Source organism: Chryseobacterium sp. 6424 (genome assembly GCF_003692615.1).
Classification (GTDB): domain Bacteria; phylum Bacteroidota; class Bacteroidia; order Flavobacteriales; family Weeksellaceae; genus Kaistella.
Genome location: NZ_CP023540.1, coordinates 1,810,192 through 1,827,488 on the forward strand (window position 1 = coordinate 1,810,192; position 17,297 = coordinate 1,827,488).

19 protein-coding genes are annotated in these 17,297 nt (G+C 44.1%); 18 read left to right on the forward strand and 1 reads right to left on the reverse strand.

What is annotated here, in order from left to right:
- Nucleotides 1–3 precede the first annotated feature (3 nt).
- The 5 genes from CO230_RS08385 to CO230_RS08405 all read left to right on the forward strand — a co-directional run bounded on the left by CO230_RS08385 (nucleotide 4) and on the right by CO230_RS08405 (nucleotide 6,671).
- Entirely contained in the window at nucleotides 4–2,046 is a 2,043-nt protein-coding gene (locus CO230_RS08385; RefSeq protein WP_122028184.1) for an endonuclease, read from the forward strand.
- Between the two features lie 126 nt (nucleotides 2,047–2,172).
- Nucleotides 2,173–2,907, forward strand: a complete 735-nt coding sequence (locus CO230_RS08390; RefSeq protein WP_122028185.1) for a shikimate dehydrogenase family protein — start codon at nucleotides 2,173–2,175, stop codon at nucleotides 2,905–2,907.
- Nucleotides 2,908–2,973: 66 nt separating this feature from the next.
- Entirely contained in the window at nucleotides 2,974–4,962 is a 1,989-nt protein-coding gene (locus CO230_RS08395; RefSeq protein ID WP_122028186.1) for a DUF349 domain-containing protein, read from the forward strand.
- Nucleotides 4,963–5,040: 78 nt separating this feature from the next.
- Nucleotides 5,041–6,063, forward strand: a complete 1,023-nt coding sequence (ribD, locus tag CO230_RS08400) for a bifunctional diaminohydroxyphosphoribosylaminopyrimidine deaminase/5-amino-6-(5-phosphoribosylamino)uracil reductase RibD (RefSeq protein WP_122028187.1) — start codon at nucleotides 5,041–5,043, stop codon at nucleotides 6,061–6,063.
- Between the two features lie 2 nt (nucleotides 6,064–6,065).
- Entirely contained in the window at nucleotides 6,066–6,671 is a 606-nt protein-coding gene (locus CO230_RS08405; RefSeq protein ID WP_122028188.1) for an IMPACT family protein, read from the forward strand.
- On the opposite strand, the gene CO230_RS08410 is transcribed toward CO230_RS08405, so the two are convergent.
- Nucleotides 6,668–7,375, reverse strand: coding sequence for a zinc metallopeptidase (locus CO230_RS08410; protein WP_122028189.1), 708 nt, complete (start codon nucleotides 7,373–7,375; stop codon nucleotides 6,668–6,670). The genes CO230_RS08405 and CO230_RS08410 overlap by 4 nt on opposite strands.
- Before the next feature lie 108 nt (nucleotides 7,376–7,483).
- On the opposite strand from CO230_RS08410, the gene CO230_RS08415 reads away from it, so the two are divergent.
- From CO230_RS08415 to nuoK, 13 genes are all read left to right on the forward strand, one after another.
- Nucleotides 7,484–8,608, forward strand: a complete 1,125-nt coding sequence (locus CO230_RS08415; protein ID WP_122028190.1) for a GNAT family N-acetyltransferase — start codon at nucleotides 7,484–7,486, stop codon at nucleotides 8,606–8,608.
- Nucleotides 8,609–8,619: 11 nt separating this feature from the next.
- A complete protein-coding gene (locus CO230_RS08420) occupies nucleotides 8,620–8,802 on the forward strand; it encodes a hypothetical protein (protein ID WP_122028191.1) in 183 nt (60 codons plus the stop codon).
- Between the two features lie 118 nt (nucleotides 8,803–8,920).
- Nucleotides 8,921–9,292: an NADH-quinone oxidoreductase subunit A gene (locus tag CO230_RS08425; protein ID WP_122028939.1), complete on the forward strand. Its 372-nt coding sequence runs from the start codon at nucleotides 8,921–8,923 to the stop codon at nucleotides 9,290–9,292.
- A gap of 32 nt (nucleotides 9,293–9,324) precedes the next feature.
- Nucleotides 9,325–9,882, forward strand: coding sequence for an NADH-quinone oxidoreductase subunit B (locus tag CO230_RS08430; protein ID WP_122028192.1), 558 nt, complete (start codon nucleotides 9,325–9,327; stop codon nucleotides 9,880–9,882).
- A 5-nt stretch (nucleotides 9,883–9,887) separates the two neighbouring features.
- Nucleotides 9,888–10,382 (forward strand): NADH-quinone oxidoreductase subunit C, encoded by a 495-nt coding sequence (locus CO230_RS08435; RefSeq protein ID WP_122028193.1) that lies wholly within the window; start codon nucleotides 9,888–9,890, stop codon nucleotides 10,380–10,382.
- A 48-nt stretch (nucleotides 10,383–10,430) separates the two neighbouring features.
- A complete protein-coding gene (locus CO230_RS08440; protein WP_122028194.1) occupies nucleotides 10,431–11,654 on the forward strand; it encodes an NADH-quinone oxidoreductase subunit D in 1,224 nt (407 codons plus the stop codon).
- A gap of 128 nt (nucleotides 11,655–11,782) precedes the next feature.
- Nucleotides 11,783–12,292 (forward strand): complex I 24 kDa subunit family protein, encoded by a 510-nt coding sequence (nuoE, locus tag CO230_RS08445; protein ID WP_122028195.1) that lies wholly within the window; start codon nucleotides 11,783–11,785, stop codon nucleotides 12,290–12,292.
- 11 nt (nucleotides 12,293–12,303) lie between these two features.
- A complete protein-coding gene (nuoF, locus tag CO230_RS08450) occupies nucleotides 12,304–13,653 on the forward strand; it encodes an NADH-quinone oxidoreductase subunit NuoF (RefSeq protein WP_122028196.1) in 1,350 nt (449 codons plus the stop codon).
- 57 nt (nucleotides 13,654–13,710) lie between these two features.
- On the forward strand, nucleotides 13,711–14,712 hold the full coding sequence (locus tag CO230_RS08455) for a 2Fe-2S iron-sulfur cluster-binding protein (RefSeq protein WP_122028197.1): 1,002 nt from the start codon (nucleotides 13,711–13,713) through the stop codon (nucleotides 14,710–14,712).
- A 48-nt stretch (nucleotides 14,713–14,760) separates the two neighbouring features.
- Nucleotides 14,761–15,822 (forward strand): NADH-quinone oxidoreductase subunit NuoH, encoded by a 1,062-nt coding sequence (nuoH, locus tag CO230_RS08460; RefSeq protein ID WP_122028198.1) that lies wholly within the window; start codon nucleotides 14,761–14,763, stop codon nucleotides 15,820–15,822.
- Between the two features lie 52 nt (nucleotides 15,823–15,874).
- Nucleotides 15,875–16,423 carry a NuoI/complex I 23 kDa subunit family protein gene (locus tag CO230_RS08465; protein WP_122028199.1) on the forward strand — a complete coding sequence of 183 codons (549 nt, stop codon included), beginning with the start codon at nucleotides 15,875–15,877 and terminating at the stop codon, nucleotides 16,421–16,423.
- Nucleotides 16,424–16,918 (forward strand): NADH-quinone oxidoreductase subunit J, encoded by a 495-nt coding sequence (locus CO230_RS08470; RefSeq protein ID WP_122028200.1) that lies wholly within the window; start codon nucleotides 16,424–16,426, stop codon nucleotides 16,916–16,918. It abuts the gene before it with no gap.
- Nucleotides 16,919–16,966: 48 nt separating this feature from the next.
- Complete coding sequence (nuoK, locus tag CO230_RS08475) at nucleotides 16,967–17,296, forward strand: NADH-quinone oxidoreductase subunit NuoK (protein WP_122028201.1); 330 nt, start codon at nucleotides 16,967–16,969, stop codon at nucleotides 17,294–17,296.
- Nucleotide 17,297 lies beyond the last annotated feature (1 nt).

Below are 17,297 nucleotides of genomic sequence, written 5' to 3' on the forward strand. Positions count from 1 at the left end.
AAAATGAAGAAACTAACTATTCTTTTCCTGAGTTTCGTATTTTCGATAACACTGGCACAGGCACCAGCAAATTATTACACCGGAACTGATGGCCTTACCGGCGCACAATTAAAAACCAGACTCTACCAGATTATTTCTTCCGGTGCTTCGGACATGGGCTATGATGGCCTTTATAGCGCTTACCCAAGTACTGATACAGATAAATATTACGAAAATGACGGTAGTGTATTGGACATTTATTCTGAAAAACCTACCGGTACAGACCCTTATACATACCGCCACGGACAGAAAAAATGCGGAAACTACGGTGCAGAAGGCGACTGCTATAACCGCGAACACATTGTGCCACAGAGTCTTTTTAATTCTAAGCGTCCAATGGTTTCGGACCTTCATCATGTAAGGCCAACGGATGGTAAAGTGAATGGCATGCGCAGCAACTACCCGTTCGGTATGGTAAACAATCCGTCTTTCACTTCAAAGAACGGTACCAAGGTAGGCCCCAGTGCCTCACCCGGATACAGCGGCACAGTTTGTGAACCCATTGATGAGTTTAAAGGAGATGTGGCCCGGATGATACTCTATTTTGTCACAAGATACGAAACACAACTAAGCAGTTTCTCTACTGGTAATATTCTTGGAGGATCGGCTTATCCAGGATTACAGACCTGGGAACGCGATGTCTTGCTGGCGTGGCATGCACAAGATCCGGTTTCACCATTAGAAATCGACCGGAATAACGCAACGTTTGCTATCCAGAAAAACAGAAATCCCTTTATTGACAGACCAGATTGGGTACAGCAGATTTGGGGAGGAACACCCATTATTGACAATCAGGCCCCAACAGCTCCTTCAAATCTTCAGGTAACCAGTACAAGTACTGCGTTTGCAACCCTATCCTGGAGTGCCTCTACAGACAATGTAGCGGTGACTTACTACAAAATTTATGTGAACGGAGTCTTTCACAGCAATTCAGTTAATACAACGGCTACAGTATCCGGTTTATCCCAGGGGACGACCTATAGCTTCTACGTCACCGCCGTGGATGCCGCTGGCAATACATCTGCAGCGAGTAATACGGTAACTACAACTACACTTACGGATAATCAGGCACCTACAGCGCCAACCAATCTCGCCGTAACCTCTGTAGGAAGTAACAGTATTTCTATACAATGGAGTGCCGCAACAGATAATTACGAAGTGACTTCCTATGATATTTATGTAAACGGGGAACTTCAGGGTTCCACCAATACAACAAGCACCAACGTTTCTAACCTTAATCCCGCTACCACTTATACTATATATGTTTTAGCAAAAGATGCAGCAGGTAATGTATCACCTGCAAGTAACACCATCACGGCGACTACCAATGCTATCGGTATTAACTGTGGTGATGAAAACTTCGATAACATACCCGCAGCTTCCTCTAACTACTCCACTTATAACTGGACCAGCAAAGGAATCTCTTGGACTTCAGAAGACTCGCGCACCGACCAAACGATAAACGGACCTGCAATTACGATCCGCAACGGCTTCCTCACCGCACTTTCAGTTCCCAATGGAATCGGTAATCTAACGGTGACAACACAACTTAAATATTCTGGCTCCCCAGGCACGCTAAAAATCTTAGTGAATGGTGAAGATACAGGCAAAACAGTTCCTTATTCTAGTCAAGTGACAACAACCACAGTAACAGGCATTAACATCTCCGGCACCGTCGAAATCACGCTACAGAATACCAGCACAGACAACCGCGTAGCCATTGATGATATGAAGTGGACCTGCTATGCAACCGCTAGCGTGAAAGAAAATGGTGACTCAACAACATTTACCATATATCCGAACCCAGTAAAAAATGGCGAACTGTATGTACGTGGCGCCAGACTTGCCGATATGGAATCTGCACAGATTTTCGACTTCAGTGGCAAAATGGTTCAGTCGGTTTCAAAACCTTTCAAAAACGGTTCGGTTATCAAACTCAATAACTTACCGAAAGGCATTTACATCCTGAAAGTTGGGCAGCAAAACGCTAAATTTATCGTACAGTAATCCACCTTTTGATTACAAAAAAAACCGGTTCCAAGAGCCGGTTTTTTCATGCAAAATTTTTAAAGTAGCATGAAATATTCACGTTAAAACTGCCTGCATTCACGCCGTAATTGCTAATTTTGAATCATGGAACACACCAAGCTAGGCCTTATTGGCCGAAATATCTCCTACTCTTTTTCAAAAAAATATTTCGAGAACAAATTCCGGCAACTGATGCTGCAAGACTTTGATTATCATATCTATGATTGTGAAGACCTTGCACAGGCCCAAACGTTGCTGAATAATTCGCAGATCTTAGGATTAAATGTAACCATTCCGTACAAAGAAAAAATCCTCCCTTACCTTGATGAACTCAGTGAGGAAGCGCGCGAGACTGGCGCGGTAAACTGTATTTTACTGAAAGATGGTTTAAAAAAAGGCTTCAATACCGATGTGTATGGCTTCGAAAAGACGCTCGCACTTCATCGGAAAGCGCATCACCAAAGCGCCATCATCCTCGGTGATGGCGGCGCGGCGAAAGCCGTGCAGTATGTATGTAGAAAGTTACAGATTCCATTCAGCACCTATTCGCGGCGCGGCGATTTGCGACTTCAGGATCTTGATGCACACTCTGTAGCGTCCCACGAGATCATCATCCAATGTACGCCGGTAGGCACTTTCCCAAATGTGGATGACTGCCTGGAGTTTGCGTTCGATGCGCTTACCTGTAACCATCTGGTTATTGACCTGATCTATAACCCCAGCGAAACAAAATTCCTACGGAAAGCAGCCGAAAAAGGCGCTAAAACCGTAAACGGACTGTATATGCTAGAGCAGCAGGCAGAAAAAGCCTGGGAAATTTGGAATTTTCAAAAAAAATAAATTAAATTAGTGCGCTATAAACACACTTGATAAAAAAAATGGCCATTAATCTAATAAAAGTTTGCTATGATTACAGAAGATCCAATCTCTGACCAGAATGGGGAGAAACCACTAGAAAAAGTTTCGCACAATCCCGCAGAAAACACCCAAAGTTCCGCTGAAGCCGCTTTCGACGGGCAAGGCGCCTATACTACCGGCAACGAACCAACAGAAACTGATGCGCAGGACAACGGAAATACAGGTCCTGATACTTCAGAAAGTACTGAGAGTAATTCAGTTGAAGTAAACGATACCGCCACAGAAGAACAACTGCCGACGGAAGACTTTGCAGTAATAGATCAGCACGAGGACACACCGGAACACGAAGACGATGCTTCTGATAAAATAGCCACACTTACCCTCCCGGAACTGCTGAACGAGATGGAAGACATCAGCCGGAAAGATGATGCCGGCAGCTTTCAAAAACGTTTTTCCCAACTCAAGGAGCAAGCCACGAAACTCATTCACGCGGATACTGAAGAGCAGAAAAGCAAATTTTTAGCAGAAGGAAATGCTGCTGAAGACTTCAGTTACCAGCATCCGGAACAAGCCAGATTTTCGACAACATCCAACCTCTTCCGCGAAAAAAACGAGGCCTATACCAAAAAACAGGAAGAAATTCAGCAGAAAAACCTCGAAGAGCGACAAAACATCATTGAAAGACTTAAGAACCTCTATACAAATACCGAAGCCGGCACCAATCTTTTCAAAGCCATCCGCGAGATAAAAGAAGCCTGGAAAAATGCGGGACAGGTGGCAAAATCTGAATTCAAGTTGTTAAACAACAACTATTTTCATCACCTGAACCAGTTCTATCAAATGCTCGACATGAACAAAGAGTACATGGAGCAGGAATATGCACACAATCTGGAAAAACGCCAGCATATTATCGAACGCGCCAAAGAACTTGAAACCGAGCCGGCCGTACAAAAGGCATTGAATGAACTTCAATACCTCCATAAACTCTGGAAAGAAGAAGCCGAGCCTGTGGCAGAAGAATTCCGTGAGAAAACCTGGGAAGAATTCAAGGAAATCTCTAACAGAATACATGACAGAAAAGCAGAGCTTTCCGCACAGATTGATGTAGAACAGCAGGAAAACCTCGAAAAGAAAAATAAAATCATCGAGGAAATCAAAAAAATTGCTGCGCCTGAAAAAGAGGCCAACCATTCTTACTGGCAAAACGCCATCCGCCGCATCGAAGAACTCAGAAGTGATTTCCTGAAAATCGGCAGCGTCCCACGTCGTGTCTCTAACCAGAACTGGAATGATTTTAAACTGCATCTAAAGAACTTCAATACCGCTAAAAACGAATTTTATAAAAGTTTAAAGAATTCTCAGCAGGCCAATTTAGAGCAAAAACTAAAACTCATACAAACCGCGAAAGACAACAGCACTTCCGAAGACTGGGATGTTACAGTGCCACTCTTTAAAAAACTACAGGAAGACTGGAAGAAAGTTGGCCACGTACCAAAGAACATGACCAACAGGGTGTGGGATGAGTTTCGGGATGCCTGCAATACGTTTTTCAACAACTACCGCGAAAAAAACAATACCAGTGGCGATAACTGGAAAGAAAACTACAAGCAGAAAAAAGCGCTGCTTGATGAACTTAAAGAAATCACCAACGAAGAAGGCAGCGTAGAACGCATCGAACAGATCAAAAACAACTGGAACAGCATCGGGAAAGTACCGCGCGAAAAACTCAGCATCAATACTGAGTTCAACAAAACGCTCCGTGAAAAACTGAAGCTGAACAAAATCCATGAATACGACCTGAAAGAAGAAGGCCTCTCTGAAAATCAGCTTACCGATAAAGCAAGGAAGATCAAAAACCAGATTGCGGATATCGAAGCAGAAATCGTAAAAATGGAGAACAACCTCGGCTTCTTCACCAATCCTACCCGCGAAAACCCACTGTTGAAGGAGACTTACGAAAAAATAGACGAGAAGAAGGCACAGCTTGAAAGTATGAGGCAGAGTCTGCACAACATACTGGTTGGCGAAAACCAGTAGTCACATACCGGTATCCCGGAAAAACCAAAACACCCGGCAGCAGTTGGGTGTTTTTATTTTAAATGAAGCTATACGAAAATGACAGACGAATTATACATGACACGCTGCCTGGAACTGGCAAAAATGGCACATGGCAATTGCTATCCCAATCCCATGGTGGGCAGTATTATTGTACACAACGGAATCATCATCGGTGAAGGATACCACCAAAAAGCAGGATGTGGCCACGCAGAAATCAATGCCATAAATTCAGTTGAAAACCCAGCGCTTTTACCCGAATCTACCATGTATGTCACTTTAGAGCCGTGCGCACATTACGGCAAAACCCCGCCATGCGCTGAAAAACTCGCGGAGATTGGTTTCAAAAAAGTAGTGATTGGCGCTATGGATAGTCACGAAAAAGTGAATGGTAAAGGAAAACAGATCCTCGAGAACGCAGGCATCGAAGTCAAGACTGGCGTGCTAGAAACCGCGTGCCGCGAGATCAATAAAAGATTTTTCACGTTCCACCAAAAGAAAAGGCCCTATATTATCTTAAAATGGGCACAGTCGGCAGATGGTTTCATGGATCAGGACTACAAACCTGTGCAGATAGGCAACGAACTCACCAAACAATTCGTCCACCAACTCCGCTGCCAAGAACACGCTATCTTGGTCGGCGCAAACACAGCCCTGCACGACAACCCAAGCCTTACTACACGCGAAATCGAAGGGCGCAATCCCATCAGAATCCTAATTGATCCGGGACTTAAAGTGCCCGATGACTTTAAAATTTACAATGACGAAGCACCAACCCTGGTACTCAATACGAAAACAGAAGCAGAAGTGAGCGGAAATAAATTTCTGAAGGTCTGCAAAGAACATTTATTGGAAGACTGCATGAAAATCCTGCATGCGCAACAAATACAGTCGGTGCTAGTGGAAGGAGGCAGTTTTACGCTGCAAAACTTCATTAACGCGGGCCTGTGGGATGAAGCCTACATAATTAAAAATGAAAACCTTTTGCTTCACAACGGTACCAAGGCTCCGGTTTCTCAGGCGGCACCTTCTGAAACCGCTGTATTTCGCGATAATATCATTGAATATTACAAAAATACCTGAGTTTGGACTTTTCATTCAAAACCATAAAATCCTCTGTAGAAAATGTACTGCTTCGTGAAAAAGGCAGTAAGTTTATAGGATTTGTATTTCCTGTTCGTGATGAGGGTGAGATAAAATCAGCCCTTCAGAAAATACATGCCGAACATCCGAAAGCCACTCATCACTGTTATGCTTTCCGCCTAGGACTGCGCGGCGAGCAGTATCGCGCAAACGATGACGGCGAACCAACCGGCAGCGCAGGACTGCCAATCTATAATCAACTTCTCGCACATGACATCACCAATATCCTCCTTATTGTCGTAAGATATTACGGTGGTACAAAACTGGGGGTTTCAGGATTGGTGAAAACTTATAAGGAAACCGCAAAGCTAACTTTAGAAGCCTCCGAAATTATCATAAAAGAACTTGAAAGTCAACTTGAAATCAGTTTCAGTTTTGAAAAGCAAAACCAAATATTCACTCTGTTAAATAAATTTGACGCGAAAATCAGCGATTTCATCAGTCACGACCAATGTACCATAACCGCTTCTGTAAAAACAGCGTTAAAAGAAAACATCTCGGAACAATTGTCCGAGATGCAAAATATTGAATATTCCTTTTCTGATTAATCTCTGCGTCCCATTAGCATGGATGCCCAGTAAAGCAATTGTGCCAGAGAGCCCAATGCTGCCACTAAATAAGTTCTTGCGGCCCATTTCAGACTATCCTGCACGCCTACATATTCTTCTGCGGTCACCGTCCCGGTTTCCTTCAGCCATTTCATGGCGCGGTTACTGGCGTCATACTCCACCGGCAATGTCACGAAGGCAAAAAGTGTTGTAACAGCAAACATCAGTACGCCTACCCCAAGCACGGTGGTATTACCATTTGGGTTTTCGATGGTTTGTGTCGCAGCCATCAGCATGATCCCCGCGATCAGTACGAATTGCATTAAATTTGAACTGATGTTTACAAGCGGTACAAGTTTCGAACGAAGTTGCAGCATTGAATATCCCACCGCATGTTGCACAGCATGTCCACATTCATGCGCGGCCACTGCCGCCGCCGCTGCGTTACGCTGCATATAAACTCCCTCGGAAAGATTCACCGTCTTATCCATAGGATTATAGTGATCGGTCAACTGCCCGGGGACTGAAATTACTTTTACATCATGAATATTGTTGTCGCGTAGCATTTTTTCTGCCACCTCTTTGCCAGACATCCCGTTTCTGAGGTGAACTTGTGAATAATATTCGAATTTCGATTTCAATCTTGATGAAACAAGCCAGCTCACCAGCATCGAGATCCCAATAATTACATAATAACCTGTCATTTTATCTTACTTTTATATTTAAAATTACCATCACTTAAGTTGTAAAAAACATGCCAAACTTTTAAAATCTGTTTTAATCATCTATCTTTGTTTCATTAAATAAAAACCATGTCGGAAGTTACAGTAATTGAGGTAAAAACCAAAGACGATCTACAGCGTTTCATCCGTTTTCCGATGGAACTTTACAAAAATAACAAAAATTATGTTCCGGCCTTAATCAACGAAGAAAAAAACACGTGGGATCCTAAGGAAAACCCGGCGCTGGACTACTCAGAAGCCAAACAGTATCTGGCCCTTAAAAAGGGTAAAGTGGCGGGCAGAATCGCCGTCATCATCAACCATAAGGAAGCTCAGGAACTGGGGATCAACAAAGTACGTTTCGGTTGGCTCGACTTCATTGATGATATAGAAGTTTCAAAGATGCTTATCAATACCGCGGTGGCCTTCGCAAAACAAAATAACATCAAAAAAATTGAAGGTCCGATGGGTTTTACCAACCTCGACAAAAGTGGCATGCTGACCATGGGGTTTGACAAATTGGCCACGATGATCGGGCTTTACAATCACGCCTATTATCCGCAACACCTCGAACGGCTGGGCCTTGTAAAGGAAAAGGAATGGGTAGAGTTCGAGATGGAATTCCCCACGGTTCTGCCGGAAAAAGTGGACCGTTTCAGCAACCTGATCGCAGAGAAATACAAACTGCGCGTCATTCATTTCAAAAGTAAGAAAGAAATCTTGCCGCTGGTGGAACCGATGTTTAAACTGCTTGACCAAACCTACAGCGCACTCTCTACTTACACCCCAATCTCCGATGAACAGATAAAAACCTACCGAGAAAAGTATTTTCCGTACATCGATAAAAATTATGTGATTTGTGTGGAAGATGAAAACCATGAGCTTATTGCTTTTGCTGTTACCATGCCTTCCTACTCGCACGCTTTGCAAAAAGCCAAAGGCAAGCTGTGGCCCTTTGGTTGGTGGCATTTCCTACAGGCCGGCCGCCGGAATGAGCGTGCCAACTTCTACCTAATTGGTATTCACCCAGAATATCAGCGGCGCGGCGTTACCGCCATCATCTTTAAGGAGATTTTCATCAGGTTCAGAAAAATGGGTATAAAATTTGCCGAAACCAACCCGGAGCTGGAAGAGAACAAGAGCGTACAACTGCTGTGGCAGGACTACAATCCTGTCAACCATAAACGTCGCCGTACCTATTCACTGGAAGTCTAAAGAACCGGATTATGAAAAAACAATTGTACATTTACATGGGTATGGTGCTGGCATTCATCATTTACAACCAGTTTTTCCAGCTGCCGGATGAACGTTTGAACGCCTTGATCAATATACTTTTTGCCAGCTTCCTGTTCCTATATATCGGTTATATGGCGTTCTTGGTCCTTAAAAGACTAAAGCGGAACCGGTAATCATTTAGATTCATTCTAAATACCATTTTAGCCAGATTTGTAACGGATTTCAGCGGCTATTTTTTTTCTCTGTCGCACATATTCCGTAAATTTGTTGATTCAAAAAATCGATGTAGATATGAATATTCCAGAAAATTATATCCCAATACTTATTCAAATCGCCGTAGGCTTTGGTTTCGTGCTTCTTTGTATTTTGGGTACACACTTCCTGGGTCCGCGCCAACGAGAAGATTCCGTTAAAAAGAATGAAAACTTCGAATGTGGCATTGATGTAGAAGGTAACGCCAGAACGCCGTTTTCGGTAAAATACTTCCTTACTGCCGTACTGTTCGTTCTGTTCGATATTGAGATTGTGTTCTTCTATCCTTACGCTGTAAACCTGCGTGAATTTGGGGTAGAAGGTTTTCTAGCCGTGCTTACTTTTATTTCTGTGTTTTTCATTGCGTTCATTTACGTATGGAAGCGCGGTGCCCTCAATTGGGATAAGTAAGTGCTATTATTAACTTTTTAAAGAAACTAAACATGTCAGATACTAAACCAGTAATCAGAATGGATGCCGAACCTCCTGAGGGGTTCGAGGGCGAAGGATTCTTCGCTACCAAGCTCAGCAGTGTGATAGGTATGGCCCGAAAATATTCTTTATGGCCGCTGCCGTTTGCCACCTCTTGTTGTGGTATTGAGTTTATGGCGGTACTGAACCCTACTTACGACGCCTCACGTTTCGGTATGGAACGGAACTCGTTTTCACCACGTCAGGCAGACATGCTGATGGTATGTGGTACCATATCAAAAAAATTAGGCCCTGTGCTTAAGCAGGTGTACACCCAAATGGCAGAGCCACGTTGGGTAGTGGCCGTAGGTGCTTGCGCCACCAGTGGCGGGATCTTCGATACCTATTCCGTACTGCAGGGGATTGATAAAATCATCCCAGTAGACGTATATGTACCGGGCTGCCCACCAAGACCAGAGCAAATCATTGAAGGGGTGATGCAGGTGCAGGCGCTTTGCGAAAGCGAAAGCATCCGCCGCAGAGATATGCCCGAATACAAACATTTATTGGAATCCTACGGAATAAAATAAGAAAGATGACCAACGAATTTGTATTAGAAGCCATCAGCCGGGAGTTTCCGGATTCTGTGATTTCACACGCCGAACCTTACGATTTTTTAACCCTCGAAATCAAAAAAGAAGACATCAAAAAGGTAATTCATTACCTGCGGGATTCTTCGCTACAGATAAACTTCCTGACCGATATTTGCGGCATCCACTATCCGAACGATCCTGCAAAAGAAATCGGTGTCATCTATCATTTACATAACATGATGACGAATTTCCGTATTCGCCTCAAAGCCTTCATGCCCCGTGAAAATGCAGAAGTTGATACCCTTACCGACCTGTATGCAGGTGCCAACTGGATGGAGCGCGAAACGTTTGAATTCTTTGGGATTAAATTTAAAGGTCACCCGGATCTGCGTGTGATTCTTAATATGGAAGATATCGGCTATCACCCGCTTCTGAAGGAATACCGCTTAGAAGACGGCACCCGTACCGATAAAGATGATAAAATGTTCGGAAGATAAAACAGCAACAGTATCCTGGTTTGCCAGGATGCTTAAAGCCATCTCAATATGAAAGACAACGCGTTATCAAATATACTGAACCAGCACGAAGCCAAAGAACAGATCGATGGACAACTGTACACCCTCAATCTAGGGCCTACACACCCTGCTACCCACGGGATCTTCCAGAATGTTCTTACGATGGATGGGGAGCGTATTTTACACTCTGAGCAAACCATTGGCTACATACACCGTGCTTACGAAAAAATCTGTGAGCGTAGAAACTTCGCTCAGATCACCACCCTTACCGACCGTATGAACTATTGCTCAGCGCCTATCAACAACATTGGCTGGCACCTGACAGTAGAGAAACTCATCGGTTGTGAAGTTCCGAAACGTGTAGATTATATGCGCGTGATCATGATGGAACTTGCCCGTATCGCCGACCATATGGTTTGCAATGGCGTTATCGCGATGGATGCCGGGGCTATTACCGGTCTTACCTATCTCTTCCAGGAAAGAGAAAAGATCTACGAACTTTATGAACAGGTTTGTGGCGCCAGAATGACAACCAATATGGGACGGATTGGCGGCTTTGAAAGAGATTTCAGCCCTAAATTCCATGAACTGTTACAAACCTGGCTGAAGAATTTCCCAAAAATCTGGGGCGAATTCTGTACCCTGAACGAGAGAAACCGAATCTTTATGGACCGTACCATCAATGTAGGTCCTATTTCTGCTGAACGTGCGCTTAGCTATGGCTTTACCGGGCCTAACCTGCGTGCGACCGGTGTAGATTATGATGTACGGGTGGCCGATCCATATTCCTCTTATAACGATTTCGATTTCATCATCCCTGTAGGTACCAGCGGCGATACTTATGATCGTTTCATGGTGCGCCAGCAGGAAGTTTGGGAAAGTTTAAAAATCATTGAACAAGCCTACAAAAACCTGCCGGAAGGTAATTTCCATGCAGATGTACCTGAATTTTATCTGCCGGAAAAAGCAGATGTGTACAACAACATGGAAGCCCTCATCTATCACTTCAAAATTGTAATGGGCGAAACCGATGTCCCTAAAGGAGAAGTGTATAATTGTGTAGAAGGAGGTAACGGCGAATTAGGTTTCTATCTCGTGAGCGATGGTGGCCGAAGCCCTTACCGTCTGCATTTCCGCCGTCCATGTTTCATCTATTACCAGGCCTATCCTGAGATGATCAAAGGTGGCATGATCTCCGACGCGGTGGTTACCATGTGTTCGATGAACGTAATTGCCGGTGAATTAGACGCTTAGCAGAATTATAAAATTTAGATTATTATTAGATTAATCTAACTATCAAACAAAAAAAATTAGATCAGCGATAAGATTTTCAGGATGCGATTTCGTGTAAAATCTACAATCTAAAATCTAAAATCTTTAATATGAGCGAAACCATAGCTTTTCAGCCTGAAACCTTGAAGCAGGTACAAAAAATTATCGCCAGATATCCGGAAGGCCGACAAAAATCTGCACTCATCCCGGTACTCCATCTAGCACAGAAAGAATTTGGTGGCTGGCTAGATGTTCCCGTGATGGATTATGTGGCCGGCATCCTGAATATCAAACCTATTGAAGTGTATGAAGTTGCTACTTTCTACACCATGTTCAATATGCAGCCGGTAGGCAAATACGTACTCGAAGTCTGCCAAACAGGCCCTTGTATGGTAAGGGGCAGCGATCAGATCCTAAGCCATATCCGTGAAAAACTAAACATTAAGAATGGTGAAACTACTGCCGACGGTCTATTTACATTAAAACCAGCGGAATGTCTCGGCGCTTGTGGATACGCACCCATGATGCAGCTTGGCAAATTTTACCACGAAAATCTAACCATAGAAAAAGTAGATGAAATCCTTGAACTTTGCAGACAGGGAGCCATTGCTTTAGACTAACTTTATAAGAAATGAGTAAAAAACTTTTACTTAAAGACGCACATATCGAAGGCATACGTTTTTTCGACGTATACCGGAAGCAGGGTGGCTACGAAGCGGCAGAAAAAGCGCTAAAAATGACTCCCGATGCCATCGTGGAAGAAGTGAAAACCTCTGGCCTCAGAGGTCGTGGTGGCGCAGGATTTCCTACCGGGATGAAATGGAGCTTCCTCGCAAAGCCAGAAGGCATCCCACGGTATCTGGTAGTAAATGCCGATGAATCCGAGCCAGGTACTTTCAAAGACCGCTATCTGATGGAGTTTATTCCACATCTGCTGATTGAGGGGATGCTGATCTCTTCATTCGCGCTAGGTGCAAACACCGCTTACATCTACATCCGTGGTGAATACTCCTGGATACCGGACATTCTTGAACAGGCGATTGATGAAGCCAAAACAGCCGGTTTCCTAGGTAAAAACATTCTAGGAACAGGCTATGACCTTGAAATATACGTGCACCGCGGAGCTGGCGCCTATATCTGTGGTGAAGAAACCGCTTTGTTAGAGTCACTCGAAGGTAAACGTGGTAATCCGAGACTGAAACCGCCGTTCCCGGCTGTGAAAGGTCTTTGGGAATCCCCAACGGTGGTGAACAACGTGGAAACCATTGCCGCAGTTGTTCCTATCATCGATATCACTGGTGCCGAATATGCGAAGATTGGTGTAGGACGCTCGACAGGTACAAAATTAATCTCTGCTTGCGGAAACATCAACAAACCTGGCGTGTATGAGATTGACATGACCATCACGGTAGAAGAATTCATTTATTCAGATGAATATTGCGGAGGCATACCAAACGGCAAAAGATTGAAAGCCTGTATCCCTGGCGGAAGCTCGGTACCCGTTGTGCCAGCGAATCTGCTGTTGAAAACCATCAATGGCGAACCCAGATACATGAACTACGAATCATTGGCTGACGGTGGTTTTGCAACCGGTACCATGATGGGTTCCGGTGGCTTTATTGTTTTGGATGAAGACCAGTGTATCGTAAAACATACCATGACACTTGCGCACTTCTACGCACATGAAAGTTGTGGACAATGTACACCATGCCGCGAAGGCACACCGTGGATGTACAGAATTCTTAAAAAAATTGAAAACGGTGAAGGAACAATGGCAGATATTGATCTGCTTTGGGATATCCAGCGAAAGATTGAAGGGAACACCATCTGTCCGCTTGGCGATGCAGCCGCGTGGCCTGTTGCAGCAGCAATCAGACATTTCCGGGATGAATTCGAGTGGCACATCAACAATCCGGAAGCTTTGACCCGAAACTACGGCCTGGCACATTACGCAGACCCTATACCTGTACCGGCAAACTAATAAATCCCGAAAGGGGCGGTTTAACAAGGCAATTTAACACTGCCAAAAGCGATCATTATGAGCGAAGAAACTAAAAAATTTAAAATTACCATCGACGGGCAAACCACCGAAGTATTGCCGGGCACTTCTATCCTTGAAGCCGCCCGCCAGATCGGCGGCCGCTCTGTACCACCCGCGATGTGCTACTATAAACCACTTGAAAACAGCGGAGGCCGATGCCGCACCTGTCTGGTAGAAGTATCAAAGGGATCTGAAGCAGATCCCCGACCTATGCCTAAACTTGTGGCAAGTTGCCGAACCGGTGTAATGGACGGGATGGAAGTAAAAAACCTTACCTCCGAAAAAACACAGGAGGCACGCCATGCAGTTACCGAGTTTTTACTCATCAATCACCCATTGGATTGCCCTGTGTGTGACCAGGCTGGGGAATGCCACCTACAAGATTTGGGTTACGAACACGGTTTAGAGCGTACCCGTACCGAATTCGACCGCAGAACGTTCGATTCTGAAGACATCGGGCCTTATATAAAATTACACATGAACCGCTGCATCCTGTGTGCACGATGTGTACTTACCGCAAATCAACTTACCGAGGAGCGCGAGCACGGAATCCTTTTCCGTGGTGAAAAAGCAGAAATCTCTACTTATCTGAACAAAGCCCTGGATAATGATTTCATAGGAAATGTGATTGATGTTTGCCCTGTTGGCGCCTTGACTGACAGAACTGCACGATTCGCACAGCGTGTATGGTTTACCAAACCTGTAAATGCGTCTTGCAGCTGCGAAAAATGTTCCGGTAAAGTGGTATTGTGGATGAAAGGAGAAGAGATCATCCGTGTAACTGCCAGAAAGGACCAGTACGATGAAGTAGAGGAATGGATCTGTAACGAATGCCGGTTTGAGCGCAAAGACCTTAAATATTGGTCTATCGAAGGGCCAAGAAACATCGACCGTCATTCGGTGATCTCACTCAACCATTACGAAAAGCCTAAGAACATGATTAATTTGCTGAACAATGCAGACGCAAAGGAAATCAGTGTAAAAGACGAAAATAAATAATTTAGTTATCATATAACCCTTGCGTTATCATAGCAAAGAAGAGATATTATGGATTTAATTACCTTTAAGATCATTTTGGTGGTTTCACTTTTCGCACTCTCCATGGGAGTTGCCGCCTACTCTACTTGGGGCGAAAGAAAAGTGGCAGCCGCACTTCAGGACAGGATCGGACCAAACCGTGCAGGGCCATTCGGTATCTTGCAACCATTGGCTGATGGCGGAAAACTGTTCTTTAAAGAGGGTTTTATTCCTCAGAATGCCGACCGTTTTCTATTCTACCTCGGGCCGGCGATTACGATGTTTGTTTCACTTATTACCGGCGCGGTAATCCCATGGGGTAAAAGTCTGAATATCGGCGGGACTTCGTTTGATATTCAGGTAGCCAATATTGATATTGGTGTACTGTATCTTATCGGGATGGTATCCATCGGTGTTTACGGAATGATGATTGGTGGCTGGGCTTCCAACAACAAGTATTCATTAATCGGCGCGATCCGTGCTTCTTCGCAGATGATTTCTTATGAACTGGCGATGGGACTTTCACTGTTATCCATCATTCTGATGGCGGGCAGTTTAGACCTTTACGCGATTACATCTTCCCAAGGGGAAGGCAAAATCTGGGGTTTGATACCAATCGATGGCATGAACTGGAACATCTTCTATCAACCATTGGCTTTTATCATTTTCCTTGTAGCGGCACTTGCGGAAACCAACCGTCACCCATTCGATTTGCCCGAATGTGAATCGGAGCTTGTAAATGGTTATATGACAGAATATTCATCCATGAACTTCGGGCAATATATGTTTGGGGAATATGTGAACATGTTTATTTCTAACGCTTTAATCGCTACGCTGTTCTTCGGTGGCTTCAATTATCCAGGTATCAACTGGGTATCTGAAAACTGGGGCGAAAATACCGCGGGTATCCTGAGTATTCTGGCGATGCTGTTTAAAGTGATCATTGGAATCCTGATCTTTATGTGGATCCGATGGACGATCCCGAGATTCCGTTACGACCAGTTGATGCATTTAGGATGGAAAAGTTTGATCCCGCTTGCCCTGCTGAACTTAATTGTAACTGCCGCGGTCATCATCTTTTTTGCACAATAAAAAAATAAAGTTTTCTTGCTAAAGTAAAGTTTTAGCTTAAAACCAGAAAAATATGAAACTTACCAACCGATCTAAAGTAGTCTCGAACAAAGAGATGACTTTTATGGAAAAAATATACCTCCCAGGAATTATAAAAGGGATGGGCATTACGCTGAAACATGCCTTGCAAGGCTCTAAAGGAAAAGTGTATTCTTATCCTGAAGTACAAAAGCCACGCGCTAAGGTATGGCGCGGCCTGCATGTACTGAAACGTGATGAGGAAGGTCGCGAGCGTTGTACGGCCTGCGGACTTTGTGCCGTGGTATGTCCTGCTGAAGCCATTACGATGACTGCTGCAGAACGTACGAAAGAGGAAAAGCACCTTTATCGCGAAGAAAAATACGCTTCTGTATATGAAATTAATATGCTGCGCTGTATTTTCTGTGGTCTTTGTGAAGAAGCTTGCCCGAAATCTGCGGTTTACCTTACCGATCGTTTGGTAGATGTGGAACTGAACCGTGGCAGCTTTGTGTACGGCAAAGATAAACTTGTGGAAAAAATCAACGCGCGGATTGATGTATCAGACCGCCAAAGCGAAAGACAAAAAAAAGCAGTTAAATAGATGGAACAGATTATATTTTTCCTTGTAGCATTGTTGGCTGTTGCCAGCGCATTCTATTTTGTTTTCGCACGTAATCCGCTGTATGCTATTTTATCGTTAATCGTTACGTTTTTCTCGATTGCGGCCATGTATATTCTGCTGAACGCCCAGTTCCTCGGGATTGTACAGATTATCGTGTATGCCGGTGCCATCATGGTGCTCTTCCTTTACATCCTGATGATGCTGAACCTGAATAAAGCTGACGAAAGCAAAAAGCAAAACATCAGCAAGTTTATCGGTGTATTTGCGGCGGGGATTCTCCTAATCGGGATTTTAGGGGCTTTCAAAGGTCTTAACGCCACTACATATGGTGCAGATGCGCATACATCTGTAGGTTTAACCAAAGATCTGGGTCGTTTGTTATTCAACGAATATGTGTTGCCGTTTGAACTGGCCTCTATCCTCATTCTGGCAGGTATCGTAGGCTCTGTTCTTATCGGTAAAAAAGATCTGTAAAACATTATTCCTAAAATTTAGTAAAAATCTTAGGTCATAAAAAATATTATGGGAGAAGTAAATTCATTTATACAGGCTGTGCCGCTGGAGTATTTTATAATTCTCAGCGCACTACTTTTCTGCCTGGGCGTTTTGGGCGTGTTAATCCGCAAGAACGCAATCATCATTCTGGGTTGTGTGGAACTGATGCTGAACTCTGTCAACCTGATGCTGGCCGCATTCTCCAGCTATAAAGGAGATGGTAACGGGCAGATCCTCGTGTTTTTCATTATGGTAGTGGCGGCTGCCGAAGTGGCCATTGGCCTGGCCATTATCGCTATGATGTACCGCAACACCAAATCTGTGGACATCAGTATTTTTAATAAATTAAGAGGATAAG

What these genes read in the sequence shown, in the direction of transcription:
- CO230_RS08385 (WP_122028184.1), top strand. Translation starts at nt 4, where the DNA reads ATGAAGAAACTAACTATTCTTTTCCTGAGTTTCGTATTTTCGATAACA.
- CO230_RS08390 (WP_122028185.1), top strand. Translation starts at nt 2,173, where the DNA reads ATGGAACACACCAAGCTAGGCCTTATTGGCCGAAATATCTCCTACTCT.
- CO230_RS08395 (WP_122028186.1), top strand. Translation starts at nt 2,974, where the DNA reads ATGATTACAGAAGATCCAATCTCTGACCAGAATGGGGAGAAACCACTA.
- ribD (WP_122028187.1), top strand. Translation starts at nt 5,041, where the DNA reads ATGACAGACGAATTATACATGACACGCTGCCTGGAACTGGCAAAAATG.
- CO230_RS08410 (WP_122028189.1), bottom strand. Translation starts at nt 7,375, where the DNA reads ATGACAGGTTATTATGTAATTATTGGGATCTCGATGCTGGTGAGCTGG.
- CO230_RS08415 (WP_122028190.1), top strand. Translation starts at nt 7,484, where the DNA reads ATGTCGGAAGTTACAGTAATTGAGGTAAAAACCAAAGACGATCTACAG.
- CO230_RS08420 (WP_122028191.1), top strand. Translation starts at nt 8,620, where the DNA reads ATGAAAAAACAATTGTACATTTACATGGGTATGGTGCTGGCATTCATC.
- CO230_RS08425 (WP_122028939.1), top strand. Translation starts at nt 8,921, where the DNA reads ATGAATATTCCAGAAAATTATATCCCAATACTTATTCAAATCGCCGTA.
- CO230_RS08430 (WP_122028192.1), top strand. Translation starts at nt 9,325, where the DNA reads ATGTCAGATACTAAACCAGTAATCAGAATGGATGCCGAACCTCCTGAG.
- CO230_RS08435 (WP_122028193.1), top strand. Translation starts at nt 9,888, where the DNA reads ATGACCAACGAATTTGTATTAGAAGCCATCAGCCGGGAGTTTCCGGAT.
- CO230_RS08440 (WP_122028194.1), top strand. Translation starts at nt 10,431, where the DNA reads ATGAAAGACAACGCGTTATCAAATATACTGAACCAGCACGAAGCCAAA.
- nuoE (WP_122028195.1), top strand. Translation starts at nt 11,783, where the DNA reads ATGAGCGAAACCATAGCTTTTCAGCCTGAAACCTTGAAGCAGGTACAA.
- nuoF (WP_122028196.1), top strand. Translation starts at nt 12,304, where the DNA reads ATGAGTAAAAAACTTTTACTTAAAGACGCACATATCGAAGGCATACGT.
- CO230_RS08455 (WP_122028197.1), top strand. Translation starts at nt 13,711, where the DNA reads ATGAGCGAAGAAACTAAAAAATTTAAAATTACCATCGACGGGCAAACC.
- nuoH (WP_122028198.1), top strand. Translation starts at nt 14,761, where the DNA reads ATGGATTTAATTACCTTTAAGATCATTTTGGTGGTTTCACTTTTCGCA.
- CO230_RS08465 (WP_122028199.1), top strand. Translation starts at nt 15,875, where the DNA reads ATGAAACTTACCAACCGATCTAAAGTAGTCTCGAACAAAGAGATGACT.
- CO230_RS08470 (WP_122028200.1), top strand. Translation starts at nt 16,424, where the DNA reads ATGGAACAGATTATATTTTTCCTTGTAGCATTGTTGGCTGTTGCCAGC.
- nuoK (WP_122028201.1), top strand. Translation starts at nt 16,967, where the DNA reads ATGGGAGAAGTAAATTCATTTATACAGGCTGTGCCGCTGGAGTATTTT.